Genomic DNA, 17,592 nt, shown 5'->3' with positions numbered 1-17,592 from the left:
GGGATGGACTCAGCCGGCGGCCGGGAGCAGCACCCGGCCGCCGGCGGCCCAGGCGCCCATCCCGCCGTGCAGCTCGACGACGTCGGTGTATCCGAGGTCCCGCAGGTCGGCGGCCGCCTGCGCGCTCATGCGGCCGCTCTCGCAGTACACCGCCAGCGGGGCGCCCAGGTCCTGCGGCAGCTCCGCGGATCGGCGACGGACCTCGTCGAACGGGATGGCGACGTCCGTACCCGCGATCGAGCCCTCGTCCGGCACGTGCACATTGATGACCAGCACGTCGTCATCGGCGAGGACGGTGGCGAAGTCCGCTGGCCGCAGTGATATGACCGTCGCGGCGTCCGCCGCTGCAGCCGAATCGGATCCGGCGGTCGTGGTGGACGGCTCGACCCCGGCGCAGGCCGCGGTCGCCAGGCCGATCGCCACGACCGTCACGGAGAACGGGGGCGGCTGGTCCTGCGGGACCTGACCCCGAGGTACGTCGTCGAAGGCGGGGCAACCTTCACATGTTCGTCACCGCCGGCATGCGGAGTGGCCGTCGTACACCACCTTGGTGGACACCACTCCCGAGGGCAGCATCCCGGTGGCCGACCAGCAGTTCCGTACCGGCGTGAACCGGCTGCTGCTTGCCGGGGGCGTGGTGGTCGCCGTGGTGGCCTCCACACTCGGACTGTGGCTCGCCGGCCGGGTCACCCGGCCGGTGGAGGAGCTGACCGCCGCCGCTCGGGATCTGCGTGCTGGCAACCGCGACCGCCGTGCCGCGATCACCGGGCGGGACGAGGTGGCCCAGCTGGGCCAGGCCTTCGACGAGCTCGCCGAGTCCGCCCACGGCAGGAGGCGCTCCGGCAGTCTTTCGCCGCGGACGTCGCCCACGAACTGCGGACGCCGGTCGCGATTCTGCGCAGCCAGCTTGAAGCCGTCCAGGACGGCGTCCTGGACCTCACCCCGGCGCTCGTCGCCTCCCTGCACGAGGAGAGCCTGTGCCTGGGCCACCTCGTCGCGGATCTCGAGACGTCGACCACCGCGGAGGCGGTGTCGTTCTCCCCGGAGCGGGCGCCCGTGGACGTCGCCGACGTCGTCCGGTCGGTCGTGCGCGGCCTCGGGCCGCGCCTCACCGACGCGGGGCCGGCTCTGGGTCTGCGGCTGGCCCCCGCGCCGGTGTGCGGCGACCCGACCAGGTTGGCGCAGGTGGGCACCAACCTGCTGACCAACGCGGTGAAGTTCATCCCGGTGGGTGGTCGCGTGGCGGTCACCACCGACGTCGTCGCCGACTCGGTGCGGCTGACCGACGGGGACGGCGTCCCCGGAATCTCGGACGGCGAGCTGCCCCGCGTCTTCGACCGGTACTTCCGCGGCAGGGGTTCGGCCGCCAACGATGGTGCCGTCGAGGCCGCCAACGCCTGTTGGGGGGGCGCCCCGGTCGGGTCGCCCGGACGCGCCGTCGAGGACGATGCCGCCACGGTGCCGCGCGGATCGAGGGAAGCGGGCACGAGGGCGCAGCGGCACGGACCGCTCTCCTGGGTCGCGGTCCTGCTTGCCGGCTCGGTGTGCATCGCGGTGGTGGTCGCCGTCGAGTCGGTCGCGCGGGTTCCCGACAGCGGACATGCGGCCCTAGACGAGTGGGTGCCCTGGCTGCTGCCGGCCGCTCGGTTGGCCGGCGACCTGGCCGCCGCGGGCGACCTGGCCGGCTGTGCCGTGGGGCGAGTCCGCGGTTCTCCTGCTGCCGGTCCTCCTGGTGGAGGTCCTCAACACGGACTTCTCGCAGGTCTCGTTCCTCGCGCTGGTGGCCGTCGTCGGGCACACTGCGTTCGGTGCGTGGTGGCACCGCCGCCGGGCCCTTGGGCGCCCGAATCCGGGCAAGCCGGCGCCTTCTGGCGAATCGCGGCGATCGAGCTCCTCGTGTTCGCGATCACCCTCGGGCGGGCCGTGGGGTTGTCCCGGACGCCGGCGCCCGTCCACGCGCCGACCGAGGTCGAGTCGAGCCTGCCCGTACCTAGTGCCCGCTGACCGACGCTCAGCCGATCGGATCCTGCCCGGGGCCCGGTTGGACCGTTCCCCCTGTCGACGAGCGGGGCTCGCGTCCGGCGAGAATAGCGTCCAGCACCTCGGCCAGCAGCTGGCTGTCCATCTCGCCGGTGATCTTGGCGACGATCGTCCCGGTGCGGTCGATGAAGAACGTCTCCGGTACGCCGTAGACGCCGAACTCGAGGGCCGCCCGAGAGCCGGGGTCCGCGACGTACCGATATCCCTCGCCGCGGCCCAGCTCGTCGAGGAACGCCACGGCGGATTCTCGCCGGTCCTGGAAGTCGACGCCGACGAAGGTGACCCCGGCATCTGCGTAGGCATCGTTGGCGGCAACGAGGACCGGGTGTTCGTTGCGACAGGGCACGCACCAGGAGGCCCAGAAGTTGACGACGACGATCTGGCCGCGCAGCTCGGACAAGGACACCGCACCGGACCCCTCGAGGTCGGGGAGGGTCAGATCCGCGGCGGCCCGACCGATCAACGGGCTGTCCACCAGGGTCGGGTCCTGCTGGATGCGGCTGCCCAGCACTGCGGCCACGCCGATCACCAGAGCGACGACGGACAGGGCCACGAGCCGAACCCTCCGCCAAGAATCTTGCTGGCGGGAGAGTGGGGGTGGCGTCATCCGCTACCGGCCTGGGCGCGGGCCTCGGCGATCAATGTCTCCACCTGACTCCGGGTTGCCGGCTCGATGTCGGTCCGCTGCTGGAGCTGCTCGAGCACGGTGAGCGCACCGGCCGGATCGGACAGGCCGTAGAGCGCGATGTTGGCCCTGAACCAGAGAGCCTCCACCGCCCGCGGGTCCTGGGCGAGTGCCCGGTCGACGTACTCCAAGGCCTGATCCGGCTCGCCGGCCTGCATCAGCAGCCATCCGTAGTGTGACTGCGCCTCGACGTTGCGGGGCTCGCGATCCAGTGCGACCAGGTAATGGCGGGCGGCAGCGAGGTAGTCGCCCTCGTCGAGGTAGCGATGAGCCAGTGCCAAGCGCATGTCGAGCACGTCGGGTTTCTGCGCGACGACGTCCTCCATCTCCTCGTTGGTGACCGTGGACAGGTCCCGCGGGGCGGTGTCCTCATCAGCGCCAGATGCGACCGGGCCGAGTGCCTCGTTGCCGCTCACGGTCCCGCCGGTCGGCCGCTCCCCGAGATAGACGGGGAGCAGCACGACCGCAGCGAACAGCGCGACGGCGACGGCGAGGCCGTACGCAACCAACCGCCCCCGCCGGGACGACCGGTCGGTCACCGAGGTGGCGCCCACCTCGTCGGGCGTCGGGGCGGCCAGCAGGGCGAGTGCCCTGGCTGCGGTCCGCTCGTAGGTCTGCCGCAACCCGTCGGCGACATCGGCAGGGAGTTCACCGTCGCGGACCTGCCGCTCCAGGTCGAGCAGATCGCGCAATGCCTGATCCCGCCCTTGTTCCAGGCGCAACCGGTCGACCGTCACAGTCGGTCCTCCTCCTCGGCGGTGGCTCGCATTCCGGCGACGGCCTCGGTGACCCGCTGCCGGTCGGCGTCGTCCAGCTGCCCCTGCTCGTCCGCAGGTCGTCGGCGGGTGAGGACCACCACGCCCGCGACCGCCGCGACCCCCAGTGGGATCAACCACAGCAACAGTGTGTCACCGCCCGCCGGCGGGTCGAGGAGGATCCAGTCGCCGTAGCGCGCGGTGAAGTACGCGACGATCTCTTGATCAGAGCGCCCAGCATCGACCTGCTCGCTGACGGTGGCCCGCATGGCCACGGCCGTGTCCGACATGGACTCGGCGATGGACACCGACTTGCAGACCGGGCAGCGCAGTCGCTGCTCTAGCTCGTACGCCCGGTCGGGGGGCTGACCGCTCCCGAACACCAGGCCGGCCACCACGACACCGAGGAGAGCGACGATCGCGCCCAGCACACCTGCGCGCTGAAACAGCTCACGCATGTCCGTCAGCCCCCACCGGGCCGCTCACTGTGGACGTCGTCTCGGCGGGCCGGCGACGGCGTCCCCCGAGCGCCCACAGTCCACCGGCGGCCATGAGCACGCCCCCGGCCCACAACCAGGACATGAGCGGGTACTCGTACACGTTGACCGCGACCGAGTCCGGTTCGAGGTTCGACAGCGCCACGTAGATGTCGCCGCTGGGCCGGTTCCACACCGACGGTGCGCCGATCGCCTGCGGCTGGTTGTCGAACGCGGTCAGCCGTGGGGTGGCGACGTAGTCGACCCGGTCACCGGTGCGGAAGACCAGGTGCGCGTCGGTGATCAGGCGATCTGCCTCGCGGTGCTCCTCCGTCTTGTCGAAGGTGACCGAGTAGCCGTCGAACTCGAGCGAACCCCCGAGGTCGAGGTTCTCCGAGGCCCGGGTCGCCAGGCCGCCGGAGACGGCGATGGCCAGGGCGACCACCGCCACGCCGAGATGGGCCAGCTGACCGCCCCAGTAGGCGCGCTGACCACGCAGCAGGTGCAGCGCCGCCCGCGGCGTGGCGCTGGGCAGGGTGACGACGAACTGCCGGACGGCGGCTGCGGCGATGGTCACCGCGAGAAGCACCACGGCGACCACGCCGACGGAACGGACGCCGGCCACCACAACCGCCGCGGCCGCGGTGCTACCTGCGAGCAACGGGATCCGCAGCCTGTTCCACAGGAGCGCCCCGGTGGCCCTGCGGTAGGGCATGAAGGGGCCAGCTCCCATGGCCAGCAAGAGGGCGAAGGACAGCGGTACGGCCATCCGGTCGAAGAATGGCCGGCCGACCGAGACCTGGCTGCCGACGATGGCCTCGACCAGGATCGGGTACACGGTGCCCAGCAGCACCACGAAGGCGAACAGGCTCAGGAGGAGGTTGTTCACCAGGAACGCGCCCTCGCGGCTGACCAGGGACTCCGGGCGGGACATCGAGGCAATCCGCTCGCCGCGCAGGGCGAACAGCGTGAATCCGACGACCAGGACCAGCACGAAGAAGCCGAGCAGCGCCGGGCCGATCGGTGACTGGGAGAAGCTGTGCACGGATACGACCACGGAGGAGCGGGTGAGGAAAGTGCCCAAGATGGTCAGCGAGAAGGTGGCCAGCACCAGGACGAAGTTCCAGGCCTGCAGCATGCCACGCTTGATCTGGACGACCGCGGAGTGGATGAACGCCGTCGCGACGAGCCAGGGGATGAGCGCAGCGTTCTCCACCGGGTCCCAGGCCCAGTAGCCGCCCCAGCCCAGCACCTCGTAGGACCACCACGCGCCCAGGACCAGGCCTGCGGTGAGCGAGGTCCAGGCGACGAGGTTGGCCCTCCGGGTGCGGCGCAACCAGTCGACGCCCCCCTGCCGCAGGAGCAGCGCCGACATCGCGAACGCGAAGGGCACCGTGAAGCCCACGTAGCCGAGGTAGAGCATCGGCGGGTGGAAGGCCACCATCACGTGGTCCTGGAGCAGCGGGTTGCCACCGGCGCCGTCGGTCGGGGGGACCGCCTCGAGGCCGAAGGGGTTGGCGACGGTCGCCACGAGGCCGAAGAAGAAGACCCCGACCACACCCATGACGGCCAGCGCACCGGTCCCGAGCCGGTCGTCGGTCGTGCGGACCTGTCGTAGCACGACGGCGGTGTAGCCCGCCAGGATCAGGGCCCAGAGGACGATGCTGCCCTCCAGGGCCGACCAGGCCCCCGTGATGCTGTACAGCACGTTGGTGGCCCGGGAGTGGTTCTCGGCGACGTAGGTGATGCCGAAGTCATCGGTCAGCAGGGCGACCTCCAGCGCTGCCATGGACAGCACGGCGCCGCCCACCACGCACTGGACGGCCGCCTTCAGGTGACCGCGGTCGACGGATTCCGGTCGCCGCTGAGCGCGTAGGCCGAGAACGGCCAGGACGAGCGACGACACGGCACCGAGAGCCGCCCCGCTCCAGCCGGCCGCCGCAAGGATCACGGTCACGGGGCGCTCCCAGGGGCAGGTGTCGGGTCTGCATCGGGTGCCCGGTAGTTCTCGTCGTGCTTGACGATCATGGTGTCGGCATCGAAGGTTTCGCCGTTCCACGAGCCTTCCAGGACGACCCCGATCCCCGGCCGGAACAGCTGGGCGGGGGAGCCCTCGTAGGCCACCGGCACCGCGGCGGCGCCGGGCTCGGTGCCCGAGACGACGATGAAGCGGAGCCCGTCGGGGGTCGACTCTGCGCTGTCCTGCTGGACCAGGCCTCCGATCTGGAAGCGGCGGTCGTCGGCGAAGTCCGCCCTCTGCGCCAGCGCCTCATCCGGGGTCAGGAAATACACGAGGTTGCCGTTGATGTTGCCGACGAACAGCACGCCGAGAAGGACGACAGCCATGCCGAGCACGGCCACCGCGGCGAGCCGATAGCGCCTCACCGCAACTGCCCGATGCCGCGGCGGACGGTTGCGGTGCGGTGGCGCAACGTCAGCAGATACCCACCCATGGCTCCGTAGGTGATGCCGAAGCCCAGAGCGACCCACGCCCACTCAGACATCAGGTTCAGTCCTTCTTCCGTAGTCGGGAGCCGTCACGGCCGCCCCGGCCAGATCGGCCGTGGCAGCATCCTGGGCGGCCGCAAGGGCCTCCTCGTCGGCTGCAAGTCGGATGCGGGACCGCAGCAGGACGGCGTAGACCGCCGTGAATGCCAGGACGTTGAGCACGAGGGCGGCGAGCATCCAGTGGTCGATGCTCGGGTCGCCGGGCCTGAGCACGGTGGGCGGCTGGTGCAGGGCACGCCACCAGATCACCGACATGTGGACGACGGGCACCTGTCCGAAGGCCAGGACGCCGAAGACGGCGGCGCGCCGGGCACGCACGGTCGGATCGAGCGTGGCCCGGCGCAGGGCCAGGTAACCCAGGTAGACGAAGAACATCAGCGCCGTCGTCACCAGTCGGGGGTCCCAGGTCCACCACACGCCCCACACCGGCTTGCCCCACACCGATCCCAGCACGATGGTGAGGCCGGTGAAGAAGACGCCGACCTCCGCGCTGGCCGCCGCCAGCCGGTCCAGCCGGGCCTTTCGCTTCCACAGCCAGCCGACGCTCGCGCCGAAGGTGATCGCGAAGCTGAGGTAGGCCAGCCAGGCGGCGGGGACGTGCACGTACATCAGCCGCTGCAGGTTGCCCTGCAACTGGTCCGGTGGCGCGGTGAGCGCCACGGCCAGACCGGTGGCCATGGCCAGGACGGCCACCGTGCTCAGGTGTCGCGAGAGCGGTCTCACGAGCCCTCCTCCAAGGATCGGGCGGACAGGACGACGGCAAGGGCGGCGACGAGGTCGACCAGCAACAGCAGCGCGAGCCAGTTCCAGGGGGGCCTGCCGTAACGGGTGGCCTCGGCGGTCTGGGTGGCCGCGAGCAGGAGCGGAAGAGCGAGCGGGACGACGAGGAGCGGGCCCAGCGTCGTGCGGCCGGCCAGGCCCTGGGTCAGTGCGCCGGCCAGGGTGCCGAGGACCGCGAGGCCGATGGCGACGAGCGGCAGGACCAGTACCAGCCACGGCCAGTTGTTCAGCGGCGGGTCGTAGACGATGACCGCCACCGGCAACACGGCCAGTTCGAAGGCGAGCAGGAGGACGGCGTTGGCCCCTGCACGCCCGAGCAGTTGGACGGCGGGATGGATGCCGGTGAGCCGGAGCAGCTCGACCTGCTGCGGCGCATCCACGGCGCTCTGCCGGAGCGTGATCAGCACACCGAAGAGCAGGACCACTGCCCAATACATGCCGGACCCGACCGAACGCAGCATCGGCACATCGGTGCCGACGGCCAGGGGAACCAGCAGCAGAGCGACCCCCCCGAAGGGCGCAGTCACCAGCAGCGCCTCGCCGGCCCGGACCTCCAGCCGCAGATCCTTCCGGGTCAGCTCGAGGGCCTGCAGGAGGGGACGCGGCGCCTCGGTTCGTGGAGAGATCACCGGTGCGCCTCGTTCACGGCGGCTGCGGACCGATCAATGGGACGCAGGCCCCCGTTCTCGAGCTCGACGATCCGGTCCACGGCCCCGGCAAGCCGGTCCCGTTCGTGCGATACGACGACCGCACCGCCGCCTCGGGCCCGTACCGCGTCGACGACGACCTCCACGAGCCCGGCGGACGCGCGGTCGAGGCCGGCATGGGCCTCGTCGAGGAGAAGCAGGCGGGGGCAGGTGATCAGGACCCTTGCCAGCTCTGCCCGGCGGAGCATCCCGTGCGAGCAGCGCTCTGCGGCGCGGTCCGCCGCGCGGCCCAGTCCTACGGTTGCCAATGCTGCCTCGGCGGCCCCGACGTCGCGGCCGGTGAGCCGGCAGTAGAAGGCCAGGTTCTCGCCGAGGGTGAGACGGGGGTACAGCGCCGGGGTGTGGCCGATCAGCGCGATGCCGGGGCGGATTCCCTCGACGTCGCGGGTACCGAGTCGGGCGCCGAGGACCCAGCCCGCACCCCCGAGCGGGGGGAGCAGCGTGGCCAAGATCCGCAGGAGGGTGCTCTTGCCCGAGCCGTTGGCCCCGATCAGGCCCACGGCTTCGCCGGGCGCCACGGTCATCGTCAGGTCCCGGAGCACGCGTGACCGCTGCACAGTGACCGACAGCCCGGCCAGGTGGGCGACGGCGGACGACGATCCGCCCGACGACGGCACGTCACTCCGGGAGATGAAGGGCGATCGGGGCTCAGGCACGATCCAGCTCTCTGACGGCCGAGGTTGGGGACGGGGGATGGGCCGCGTCGCCTACGGTACTTAGTAGGTAGGCCGGAGTGGGAACCGGCTGCCGGCGTCACGGCACACGCCCGGATCTGAGGTAGGTGGGGATGGAGCTCTTCGCCCTGATGTCGTTGGCGCTGGTCGCCGGCGTCGTGTCCTTCACCTCCCCGTGCACGCTCCCGCTCCTCCCAGGCTTCGTCTCCTACGTCTCCGGGTTGTCCGGGGAGCAGGGTTCGGCGACGGCGGGTGGCGGGCCGCTGGCCGCCCCCGCGCGGCGGCGGGTCCTCGTGGGATCGCTGCTGTTCCTGATCGGCTTCGCGGCGGTGTTCACCACCCTGGGCGCCACGTCCTCAGCGCTGGGCTTCCTGCTGGTGCAGAACCTGCGGGGGATCAACCTCGTCGGTGGCGCTTTCGTCGTGCTGATGGGCTTGGCGACGGCCGGCCTGCTACCGCTGCCGTTCCTGCACCGGGAGTTCCGCACCGACCTTCGACGTTGGCAGCCCGGCCCCGGGGGTGCCCTGCCGCTGGGGGCTGCCTTCGCCTTCGGCTGGACGCCCTGCGTCGGACCGGTTCTGGCCTCCATCCTGACGACGGCCGCCGGTACGGCCACCGTCGGGCGCGGGGCCCTCCTCCTCCTCGCATACTCGCTCGGGCTCGGACTGCCGTTCCTGCTGCTCGCCAGGGGAATGGCCCGCGGCGGCGGCCGGCTCGGCTGGTTGCGGCGTCATTCCCGGCGGATCGAGGTCGCCGGGGGAATCCTGCTGGTCGGGATGGGCGTGGCCATGATGACGGGCGGATGGACCGCGCTGATGAGCCGGATGCTCGCGTTCTACGCACAACTGGGATGGCCTCCCATCTGACCGCCGGTTCACCCCCGGCTGCCGCGGTGGCCCGGCGCTCGACGCATACCCCCTCTCGTGGGCCGGCGCCGTCTGATGGTCCGCGGCCCCGGCTACTGGACGCCGTTCGTCCCTTCTGCGGCGCGTCGGGGTCAGGAGCGCGATGGCCTGCGGTCTCTGTGCCGGACCGGGCGGGAGTGGCCGTGAACGGCCACGTCAGCGGGATCTAAGAGGATCGTGGGCGACGAGGTGGGTCGCAGGACCCTCCCTCGCGGGTGCGCCCCCCACGACCGTCGGAGCTCCCCGCCCAGGCGTGCTCGTTCTGCAGACGCCCAGAGGGCGGTCGCGCCGACAGCCCGAGCACCGGGACCGCCAGCTTGTTGCACACCGAGCAGCTGACGGCAAAAGCGGCGAGCAGCCCCCGCGCCCGAGACCGGTTCGCTGGCGACCGGGCACCGTCACGGGGCGGACGCCGACGTGCTGGTCGTGGGTCTCCTCCGCGAGGCCTGAGGGTGCACTGCATGGAGGATCGGTGGGGCGCGTCACTGCGGCGCCGCGCCGGTCCTGTGCGCCTACTGCGCATCGGGGGAGAAGACGCGCGGTCTCCTGTGCGTCAGGCGACCACGCAGCCGACGACCTCGAGCGCCAGCCAACCTGCAGCGGCAGGGAGCGACAGTGCGGCGATCGCTGCTGCTGTGCAGCCCATCAGACGCATCGCTCGCGACGCGCCGATACTCCCGGTGGTCAGCCGTGTCAGCCTGGCCTGGGTGAGATGGCTGGCCATCGCCAGCCCGACTGCAGGCGTGGGTTGTCCGGTGAGACGAGACAATGCCTCCTGAACCGCGCCGGCACTGCAGCGGCGGGCAGCCTGGGCATCGGCGGCGAGTTCGATGAGGTCAGCGAGGGCGGCGGGTGCGGCACGCAGGAACGGACTCATCGCAAACGCGGCAGCGAGGGTCTCCACGATGGCGACGAGCAGGTGGTGTCGCCCGCGTAGATGTGCACGCTCGTGTTCCATCGTGGCCGCCAGCGCCCTGGGCGTCAGGTGGTGGCGGAGGGAGTCGCTCATGATGATGACGCCGGGACGACCGCCGATCGACAGGGCGAGCGGCCGGTCGTCGCGAACCCACAGGGGGTCACCCGACGGCATGCCGGCGGCCAGCAGGCGGAGCTGTTCCACGTGCGGGGCCGTCGATCGGCGACGTCGTCGCCGGACGGTGAGCGCCCAGCCGATCCGCAGGAGGATCGTCGCCACGCCGATGACGCCGACGGCGGCGAGGCCTTCACGCCAGCCAGGCAGAGATCCTGAGGAGAGAGCCGTCCAGCAGCCACCTGCCAGACGGAAGATTCCTGCTGCCGGGTGTTCGTCGGCTGGCAGGGCGAGCAGGGTGATGCTGGCGACCGTCGACACGATCAGCCCCACCGTGGACAACAACCATCCGGTCAGCAGGATCGTGGGGTCGAGCTGCCGGTCAGCGAGCCACTGCAGCGGACGGTGTCCGTGCATGCCTACGACTGCACTACCGACGAGCAGTCCGAGGACACCGTTCATGACTGAGACGCTCGCCGGGCCAGGGCCTTCCGCAGGACGGAGGATTCCTCCTCGGAGGCGGTCTCGGCGAAGTGCAGGAGAACCGACTGCGGGTCCCCCGACGCGTCGAGCACTTCGCGCAAGGACGCCGTCGCCGCCTCCTCGCGCGTGAGGCTGGGGCTGTACCTGTACGCCTTGCCGGTGGGTTCGCGGTGCACCACCCCCTTGCCGTGGAGGTGGCTGAGGACAGTCATGACGGTCGTGTACGCGAGCGTGCGGTGCGACGGCAGCCGCTCGAGCACCTCCCGGACCGTCAGAGGAGGGTGGGAGGACCAGAGGACGTCCATCACGGCGGCTTCCAGCTTCCCCAGTCGTGGCATCGCCGTTCCCTTCCGTCCGTCGGCGGCACCATCGAGCCTCCGCGTCGCGCTGGTCCTCTGACCTACGACCTGGAAAGAGAGCCTACGGGAGCGGAAGTTCTCCAGGTTCCTGTGCGGTGGACCATTCCAGCTCGAGTGGACGTGGGCGGTGGCTGCCCCACCGTGAGACCGGACGAGGTGCTCTGGGCAGGGACGGCGACCAGTCGGCTGCGGCTGCCCCCACTGCGCGGTGCGGCCGGTCTCCTGTCCGCCTGCGCCCATTCCACCAGCGCCGTTCCACTACGGCCGGTAGTACCGTGGCTGCCGTGACGGGACTTGGCGCACCAGCGCGGCGACTCGGAGTCGTGCTCGTGCTGTTCGCGCTGATCTCGATGCACGGGTTGCAGTACCTGTCGGTCGGCCCCACTTCGGACCGACCTGCGTCGGCGAGCCCGGCCCACGGGATGGAGGTCGCCACGGACGGATCGGGCGCGGACCCCGTCGGGCTCGCCGACGGACCGGTGACGACGGGCGCAGACGGGGGGGCCCTGGCCGAGTCCCGGCCGCTGGTGGGGAACATGCCCGGTCACGGCATGCCGGCGCACGTCTGGTCGTTGTGCCTGGCCGTTCTCCTGGTCGCGTTCGCCGTGCTGGGCGCGGTGTACAGCCTGCGCTCGATGACCGCGCAGGCGGACGGAGCAGCGGCCGTTCCTCGCGGGTCCGTGCGACCGTCACGGCCCTCACGACCGCCCAATCTCTCTGCTCTCTGCGTCCTGCGGATCTAGGCCGACCACACCCGACCCCAGCGCGCTGCACGGGGTCAGACGGCACGGCCAACGACCTCATCATCGACAGGAGACATGCAATGACCCGCACCAATGTTCGACTCCACCGCCTCGCTGGCGGCCTCATCGCCGGGGCGGTCGTACTGACCGGCTGCTCCGGCGGTTCCGCCACCAGCGACACGAGCGCTCGGAGCTCCGCCAGTCAGTCCGCCAGTCAGTCCGCCAACTTCAACGACGTGGATGTCACCTTCGCGCAGGACATGATCGTCCACCACGAGGGGGCGCTCCAGATGGCTCAGCTGGCCGATGGGCGCGCTCAAGACCCGCGTGTCCTGGACTTGGCGGGCCGGATCGAGGCCGCCCAGGATCCGGAGATCCAGACCATGACCGGATGGCTGGAGGACTGGGGGCAGCCGACGTCCCCTGCGCAGTCCGGTGACATGTCGGGTGGCATGGACATGGGTGGCATGAACATGGACATCGAGGGCCTTGAGGCAGCCTCGGGGCCCGGGTTCGACCGGATGTGGCTGCAGATGATGACCGAGCACCACCTCGGGGCCGTGGACATGGCCCAGACCGAGATCGCCGACGGACAGAACGCCGATGCCATTGCGCTGGCGGAGCAGATCGTCGAGTCGCAGAGCGCCGAGATCGACGAGATGGGGACGATTCTGACCGAGCTCGGGGGCTGATTCCGGGCGAGTGGTGCTGTCGTCGTGCGACGGCAGCGCCACTCGTGCCCGCCCGTGTCACCTGTTTCGGCTGGCTGGCGGTGTCGAGGTCGGAGAGCTCTTGCGAACCGGAGGGTCCCACGATGATGCTGCTGGACCCGGCACTCGGTGCCCTGCTCCTGGTACTGATCCTCCGCGATGTCTTCCACACGCTCTTCCATCCCGCCGGCCAGGGCCGTCTCAGCCACCTCGTCCTCTCCGGGACGTGGCGGGTTGCCCGGTGGATCGGCGGCCCGACCCGTCTCGCCGAGCTCGCCGGGCCACTGGGCATGGTGGCCGTGGTCAGCATCTGGAGTTCGGGGGTCGTCTTCGGTGGCGCACTGGTCTACCTGCCGTACATCGACGGGTTCATGTACTCGACGGGTCTGAGCCCGACTGCGCGTGCGGATTTCCTCGACGCGCTCTACCTGTCGCTCACGACCACGAGCACGCTGGGTTTCGGTGACGTCGTCCCGACCGAGGGGTGGCTGCGCGTCGTGACACCGCTGCAGGCGCTGGTCGGGTTCTCACTCCTGACTGCCGCGGTGACCTGGGTTCTGCAGGTGTACCCGGCACTCAACCGGCGGCGCACGCTTGCGCTGCGGCTCACGACGCTGGAGCAGGCAAGCCTCCGCGAGGCACTGCCGCGGGCGGACTCCGCGATGCCAGCGCTGCTGCTCTCCGAACTGGCGGGACAGGTAGCGCAGATGCGCGTCGACCTGACCCAGTACGCCGAGACCTACTACTTCCGCTCCCAGGACTCCCGGACGTCGCTGCCCGCCGCCCTGCCGTATGCCCTGGACCTGGTCACCGCGGGTCGTTCCGGGCACGCGTGCCGACGTACGCCTCGCGTCGGGCCACCTCGCACGGGCGCTGGAGGACCTGACAGACCATCTGGGCCGCGAGTTGCTGAGGACCACGGGTGACGTCGAAGGGGTGCTGATGGCCTACGCGCATGAGCACGGCGAGACGACGATCCTCGGTCGGGGGCGGGGGCCTGTGCCGGACAGTAGGAACTGACGAGGGCGTGGCACCCGACGAGTGCGTAGCCCGACGATGGGTAACCGGGCCGGCCGTCGCTCCCTCTAGGGGTTCCACCCGGATCGTCCCCGTCGGGCATCGGCAGTCGGAGTGGACGCACCTGGCAGGGGTTGCACACCACGGAGGGGCGTCGTACCGTTTGGATATACCCCTACCGGGTAATGGAATGCGTGGAGAGGGTGCATGGACACGAACGGTGGATCCGGACCGCATGGATACATCCATCGCAAGGACGACTACCTCAAGCGGCTACGCCGCATCGAGGGCCAGGCCCGCGGTCTGCAGCGGATGGTGGAGGACGAGAAGTACTGCATCGACATCCTCACCCAGGTGTCGGCCGTGACGAAGGCGTTGCGGTCCGTCGCTCTCGGTCTGCTCGACGAGCACATGAGCCACTGCGTGGTCGAAGCTGCCGCCGCAGGTGGTTCGGATGCCGAGCAGAAGCTGCGCGAGGCATCCGAGGCCATCGCCCGTCTCGTCCGCTCCTGAGCCAAGGCGTCGTCGAGGACCAGCGGGACCCAACCGGTCCCCGCTACGAGAACAAAGCGCAAGAACGACAAGAGATCCGAGAGGAACACCTGATGAGCACCACCACGTACACCGTCGTCGGCATGACCTGTGGGCACTGCGTCAACTCCGTGACCGAGGAGGTCACGCAGGTGCCCGGTGTCACGGGCGTCGACGTCGACCTGGCCAGCGGCGGCCTCACCGTCACCGGCGATGCCGACATCGACGACGCCGCCGTGCGGGCCGCTGTGGAGGAGGCCGGCTACGAGGTCGCCGCGCCGGTCGAACAGCCCGCGTCGGCGACATCGTCCGGCTGCGGGTGCGGCTGCAAGTGACGGGACGGCGGTCCGGGACACCGGACCGCCGTCCCGGCACCTCGAATCAAGAAGAGTGGACGTCAACAGCACTGCGGCCAAGGTCGGCGCCTATGTGGCCGGCCTCGCTGTCGCCTTCGCCTCGGCGTTCGGTATCGGCAGCGCCGTGGGCCCGGTCGGGCCGACGGCAGACCAGACCGAGTCGCCGGCACCGGCGTCGGACGCCGGCCACGACGGCATGGACATGGACGGCGACACCGGCAGCTGACCGGGTGTCCTCGGCCGACGCAGACCAGCGATTTCTGACAGGGAGAACCAGTGAGCTCCGCGACGAACAGCACGACATCGCCGGCCCCGGCCGGCGGTGACCAGGTCGAACTCGCGATCGGCGGCATGACCTGCGCGTCGTGCGCCATGCGGATCGAAAAACGGCTCAACAAGCTCGACGGCGTAAGCGCGACCGTCAATTACGCCACCGAGAAGGCCAAGGTGACCTTCGCCGATGGCGTCGCGCCCGACGACCTAGTGGCGGCCGTGGAGAAGGCCGGCTACACCGCCCGGCTGCCCGAGCCGCCCCGCCCGGAGATGACCGGTGCGGAGGGCGAGGAGCCCGACGGGCGGGATCCCGTCGCCCCGCTGCGCCAGCGCCTCCTGGTCTCCACCGTTCTCACGGTGCCCGTCATCGCGATGGCCATGATCCCGGCACTGCAGTTTACCTACTGGCAATGGCTGTCTCTCACGCTCGCCGCCCCGGTTGTGGTCTGGGGGGCCTATCCCTTCCACCGGGCTGCCTGGACGAACCTGCGACACGGCGCGTCCACCATGGACACGCTCATCTCGATGGGCACCCTGGCCGCCTTCGGGTGGTCGCTGTACGCGCTGTTCTTCGGCACGGCAGGCGTGCCCGGCATGACGCACGCGTTCGAGCTGACCATCAGGGCGACCGACGGCGCAGCGAACATCTACCTCGAGGTCGCCGCCGGGGTGACCACGGCGATCCTCGCCGGCCGGTACGTCGAGGCACGGTCCAAGCGGCGCGCCGGCGCGGCACTGCGGGCGCTGCTGGAACTGGGTGCCAAGGAGGTCTCCGTCCTGCGCGGCGGGCGCGAGGAGCGGATCGGCGTCGACCGGCTGGCCGTCGGTGACCTGTTCGTCGTCCGCCCGGGGGAGAAGATCGCCACCGACGGCGTGATCACCGAGGGCTCCTCGGCCGTCGACGCCTCGATGCTCACGGGTGAGTCGGTCCCGGTGGAGGTCGGGCCCGGGGACGGCGTGGTCGGCGCCACCGTGAACGCCGGCGGCCGCCTCGTGGTGCGGGCGACCCGCATCGGCTCCGACACCCAGCTCGCGCAGATGGCGCGGCTGGTGGAGGAGGCGCAGAACGGCAAGGCCCAGGTCCAGCGGCTCGCCGACCGCGTGTCGGGGATCTTCGTGCCGATCGTCATCGCCCTGGCCGTCGCCACCCTGGGCTTCTGGCTGGGCACTGGCGCAGGCATCACGGCCGCCTTCACCGCCACGGTCGCCGTCCTGATCATCGCCTGCCCCTGCGCCCTGGGGTTGGCCACGCCGACCGCGCTGATGGTCGGCACCGGCCGGGGTGCGCAGCTCGGCATCATCATCAAGGGCCCCGAGGTCCTCGAGTCCACCCGCAAGGTCGACACCGTCGTCCTGGACAAGACCGGCACCGTGACCACCGGCCGGATGACCCTGCTCGACGTCGTCCCCGCCGCCGGCGAGGACACCGGCCGGCTGCTGCGGCTGGCCGGCGCGCTGGAGGATGCCTCCGAGCACCCCATCGCCCGGGCGATCGCCACGGCGGCCACCGAGCGCCACGGCGCCCTGCCACCGGTAGAAGGATTCAGCAACGTCGAGGGACTCGGCGTCCAGGGGATCGTCGAGGGGCACGCCGTGATCGTCGGCCGGGCCCGGCTGTTCGCCGAATGGTCCCAGCAGCTGTCCGCCGACCTCGAGCGGGCCACGGCCGCCGCAGAGGCGGACGGGAAGACGGCCGTCGTTGCCGGCTGGGACGGCGCCGCCCGCGGAGTCTTCGTCGTCGCTGACGCCATCAAGGAGACGTCGGCCGAGGCCATCCGCCAGTTGCGGGACCTCGGGCTCACCCCGGTGCTGCTGACCGGGGACAACCAGACCGTGGCCCGGTCGGTCGCCGCCCAGGTGGGCATCACCGAGGTCATCGCCGAGGTGCTGCCGCGGGACAAGGTCGACGTGGTCAAGCGGCTCCAGGGCGAGGGCAAGGTCGTCGCCATGGTCGGTGACGGGGTGAACGATGCCGCCGCGCTCGCCCAGGCCGACCTCGGCCTGGCCATGGGCACCGGAACCGATGCCGCGATCGAGGCCAGTGACCTGACGTTGGTACGGGGCGACCTGCGGGCCGCGGCAGACGCGATCCGGCTGTCCCGGAAGACCTTGGGCACGATCAAGGGCAACCTCTTCTGGGCTTTCGCCTACAACGTCGCGGCGCTGCCGCTCGCCGCTGCGGGCCTGCTCAACCCGCTGCTGGCCGGAGGTGCGATGGCGTTCTCGTCGGTGTTCGTGGTCTCCAACAGCCTGCGTCTGCGTCGGTTCAAGGCCCTCGCATCGGACACAGCGGACGGCAGAGCGGGGACGGGTCGACCGATCGATGCAGGTCAGCGGTCGGATGAGGTTGTTGAGGACAGCCGACGGTGAGCGCGTGCCCGGAACCCCCACGTCAGGGGCAGCCGCGCCGCACACTCCTTCGGGGCATCAGCGAGGCAGCCCGGACCTGCGGGCCGGCGATCAGGAGCGCGGCCACCAGCCCGAGAACGTTGCCGTCCCCGGTGCGGGCGTAGACGGATCAGGTCGCAGCGCAGGGGGACGGTGGCGGTCGGGCCGGCCT

The 17,592-nt window shown here is 70.9% G+C and carries 20 protein-coding genes and 2 pseudogenes; 11 read left to right on the top strand and 11 right to left on the bottom strand.

All coding sequences use genetic code 11. The features are described from left to right. Positions 1–9: 9 nt before the first annotated feature. Positions 10–423 (bottom strand): rhodanese-like domain-containing protein, encoded by a 414-nt coding sequence (locus LFA75_RS04070; protein ID WP_225232413.1) that lies wholly within the window; start codon positions 421–423, stop codon positions 10–12. 127 nt (positions 424–550) lie between these two features. On the opposite strand from LFA75_RS04070, the pseudogene LFA75_RS23990 reads away from it, so the two are divergent. From LFA75_RS23990 to LFA75_RS04055, 3 genes and pseudogenes are all read left to right on the top strand, one after another. After that, a pseudogene (locus LFA75_RS23990) lies at positions 551–763 on the top strand (HAMP domain-containing protein); the annotation flags it as partial. Further along, positions 670–951 (top strand): annotated as a pseudogene (locus LFA75_RS23985) (histidine kinase dimerization/phospho-acceptor domain-containing protein); the annotation flags it as partial. The pseudogenes LFA75_RS23990 and LFA75_RS23985, both read left to right, overlap by 94 nt. A 105-nt stretch (positions 952–1,056) precedes the next feature. Beyond that, positions 1,057–2,004, top strand: a complete 948-nt coding sequence (locus LFA75_RS04055; protein ID WP_225236123.1) for a sensor histidine kinase — start codon at positions 1,057–1,059, stop codon at positions 2,002–2,004. Between the two features lie 7 nt (positions 2,005–2,011). Here LFA75_RS04055 and LFA75_RS04050 read toward each other — a convergent pair whose 3' ends face one another. From LFA75_RS04050 to LFA75_RS04015, 8 genes are all read right to left on the bottom strand, one after another. Next, positions 2,012–2,593: a TlpA family protein disulfide reductase gene (locus tag LFA75_RS04050; protein WP_225232412.1), complete on the bottom strand. Its 582-nt coding sequence runs from the start codon at positions 2,591–2,593 to the stop codon at positions 2,012–2,014. 50 nt (positions 2,594–2,643) lie between these two features. After that, positions 2,644–3,462, bottom strand: a complete 819-nt coding sequence (locus LFA75_RS04045) for a tetratricopeptide repeat protein (RefSeq protein ID WP_225232411.1) — start codon at positions 3,460–3,462, stop codon at positions 2,644–2,646. Further along, on the bottom strand, positions 3,459–3,911 hold the full coding sequence (locus LFA75_RS04040) for a cytochrome c-type biogenesis protein (protein ID WP_225232410.1): 453 nt from the start codon (positions 3,909–3,911) through the stop codon (positions 3,459–3,461). The genes LFA75_RS04045 and LFA75_RS04040 overlap by 4 nt, the downstream gene beginning before the upstream one ends. 19 nt (positions 3,912–3,930) lie before the next feature. Next, the gene (locus LFA75_RS04035) at positions 3,931–5,745 is read right to left on the bottom strand and encodes a heme lyase CcmF/NrfE family subunit (RefSeq protein WP_225232409.1); all 1,815 of its coding nucleotides are present in this window, start codon (positions 5,743–5,745) and stop codon (positions 3,931–3,933) included. 164 nt (positions 5,746–5,909) lie between these two features. Beyond that, positions 5,910–6,317 carry a cytochrome c maturation protein CcmE gene (locus LFA75_RS04030; protein ID WP_455428450.1) on the bottom strand — a complete coding sequence of 136 codons (408 nt, stop codon included), beginning with the start codon at positions 6,315–6,317 and terminating at the stop codon, positions 5,910–5,912. Between the two features lie 135 nt (positions 6,318–6,452). Continuing rightward, positions 6,453–7,187 (bottom strand): cytochrome c biogenesis protein CcsA, encoded by a 735-nt coding sequence (gene ccsA / locus LFA75_RS04025; RefSeq protein ID WP_225232407.1) that lies wholly within the window; start codon positions 7,185–7,187, stop codon positions 6,453–6,455. Beyond that, positions 7,184–7,873, bottom strand: a complete 690-nt coding sequence (locus tag LFA75_RS04020) for a heme exporter protein CcmB (RefSeq protein WP_225232406.1) — start codon at positions 7,871–7,873, stop codon at positions 7,184–7,186. Before LFA75_RS04020 ends, ccsA begins: the two co-directional genes overlap by 4 nt. Then, the gene (locus tag LFA75_RS04015; protein WP_225232405.1) at positions 7,870–8,607 is read right to left on the bottom strand and encodes an ABC transporter ATP-binding protein; all 738 of its coding nucleotides are present in this window, start codon (positions 8,605–8,607) and stop codon (positions 7,870–7,872) included. The genes LFA75_RS04020 and LFA75_RS04015 overlap by 4 nt, the downstream gene beginning before the upstream one ends. Positions 8,608–8,738: 131 nt before the next feature. Between LFA75_RS04015 and LFA75_RS04010 the strand changes: the two genes are divergently transcribed. Then, positions 8,739–9,491 (top strand): cytochrome c biogenesis CcdA family protein, encoded by a 753-nt coding sequence (locus LFA75_RS04010; protein ID WP_225232404.1) that lies wholly within the window; start codon positions 8,739–8,741, stop codon positions 9,489–9,491. A 592-nt stretch (positions 9,492–10,083) separates the two neighbouring features. Here LFA75_RS04010 and LFA75_RS04005 read toward each other — a convergent pair. Together LFA75_RS04005 and LFA75_RS04000 are read right to left on the bottom strand one after the other, a co-directional pair. Further along, a complete protein-coding gene (locus LFA75_RS04005) occupies positions 10,084–11,022 on the bottom strand; it encodes a M56 family metallopeptidase (RefSeq protein ID WP_225232403.1) in 939 nt (312 codons plus the stop codon). Next, positions 11,019–11,381 (bottom strand): BlaI/MecI/CopY family transcriptional regulator, encoded by a 363-nt coding sequence (locus LFA75_RS04000; RefSeq protein WP_225232402.1) that lies wholly within the window; start codon positions 11,379–11,381, stop codon positions 11,019–11,021. The genes LFA75_RS04005 and LFA75_RS04000 overlap by 4 nt, the downstream gene beginning before the upstream one ends. 344 nt (positions 11,382–11,725) lie before the next feature. Here LFA75_RS04000 and LFA75_RS03995 point away from each other — a divergent pair, with 344 nt between their 5' ends. From LFA75_RS03995 to LFA75_RS03965, 7 genes are all read left to right on the top strand, one after another. Next, positions 11,726–12,145, top strand: a complete 420-nt coding sequence (locus LFA75_RS03995; RefSeq protein ID WP_263639349.1) for a DUF6153 family protein — start codon at positions 11,726–11,728, stop codon at positions 12,143–12,145. An 80-nt stretch (positions 12,146–12,225) separates the two neighbouring features. Beyond that, on the top strand, positions 12,226–12,837 hold the full coding sequence (locus LFA75_RS03990) for a DUF305 domain-containing protein (protein ID WP_225232400.1): 612 nt from the start codon (positions 12,226–12,228) through the stop codon (positions 12,835–12,837). Positions 12,838–12,959: 122 nt separating this feature from the next. After that, positions 12,960–13,781, top strand: a complete 822-nt coding sequence (locus tag LFA75_RS03985; protein WP_225232399.1) for a potassium channel family protein — start codon at positions 12,960–12,962, stop codon at positions 13,779–13,781. 298 nt (positions 13,782–14,079) lie between these two features. Then, positions 14,080–14,385 carry a metal-sensitive transcriptional regulator gene (locus LFA75_RS03980; RefSeq protein ID WP_225232398.1) on the top strand — a complete coding sequence of 102 codons (306 nt, stop codon included), beginning with the start codon at positions 14,080–14,082 and terminating at the stop codon, positions 14,383–14,385. A gap of 92 nt (positions 14,386–14,477) precedes the next feature. Further along, positions 14,478–14,738: a heavy-metal-associated domain-containing protein gene (locus LFA75_RS03975; RefSeq protein WP_225232397.1), complete on the top strand. Its 261-nt coding sequence runs from the start codon at positions 14,478–14,480 to the stop codon at positions 14,736–14,738. Positions 14,739–14,793: 55 nt separating this feature from the next. Next, positions 14,794–14,985: a hypothetical protein gene (locus LFA75_RS03970; protein ID WP_225232396.1), complete on the top strand. Its 192-nt coding sequence runs from the start codon at positions 14,794–14,796 to the stop codon at positions 14,983–14,985. 50 nt (positions 14,986–15,035) lie between these two features. Next, complete coding sequence (locus LFA75_RS03965; RefSeq protein WP_225232395.1) at positions 15,036–17,402, top strand: heavy metal translocating P-type ATPase; 2,367 nt, start codon at positions 15,036–15,038, stop codon at positions 17,400–17,402. Positions 17,403–17,592 lie beyond the last annotated feature (190 nt).

The sequence above is a fragment of the Klenkia terrae genome, assembly GCF_900491935.1.
Taxonomy (GTDB): domain Bacteria; phylum Actinomycetota; class Actinomycetes; order Mycobacteriales; family Geodermatophilaceae; genus Klenkia; species Klenkia terrae.
This window is presented reverse-complemented; position numbering and strand designations above follow the sequence as displayed.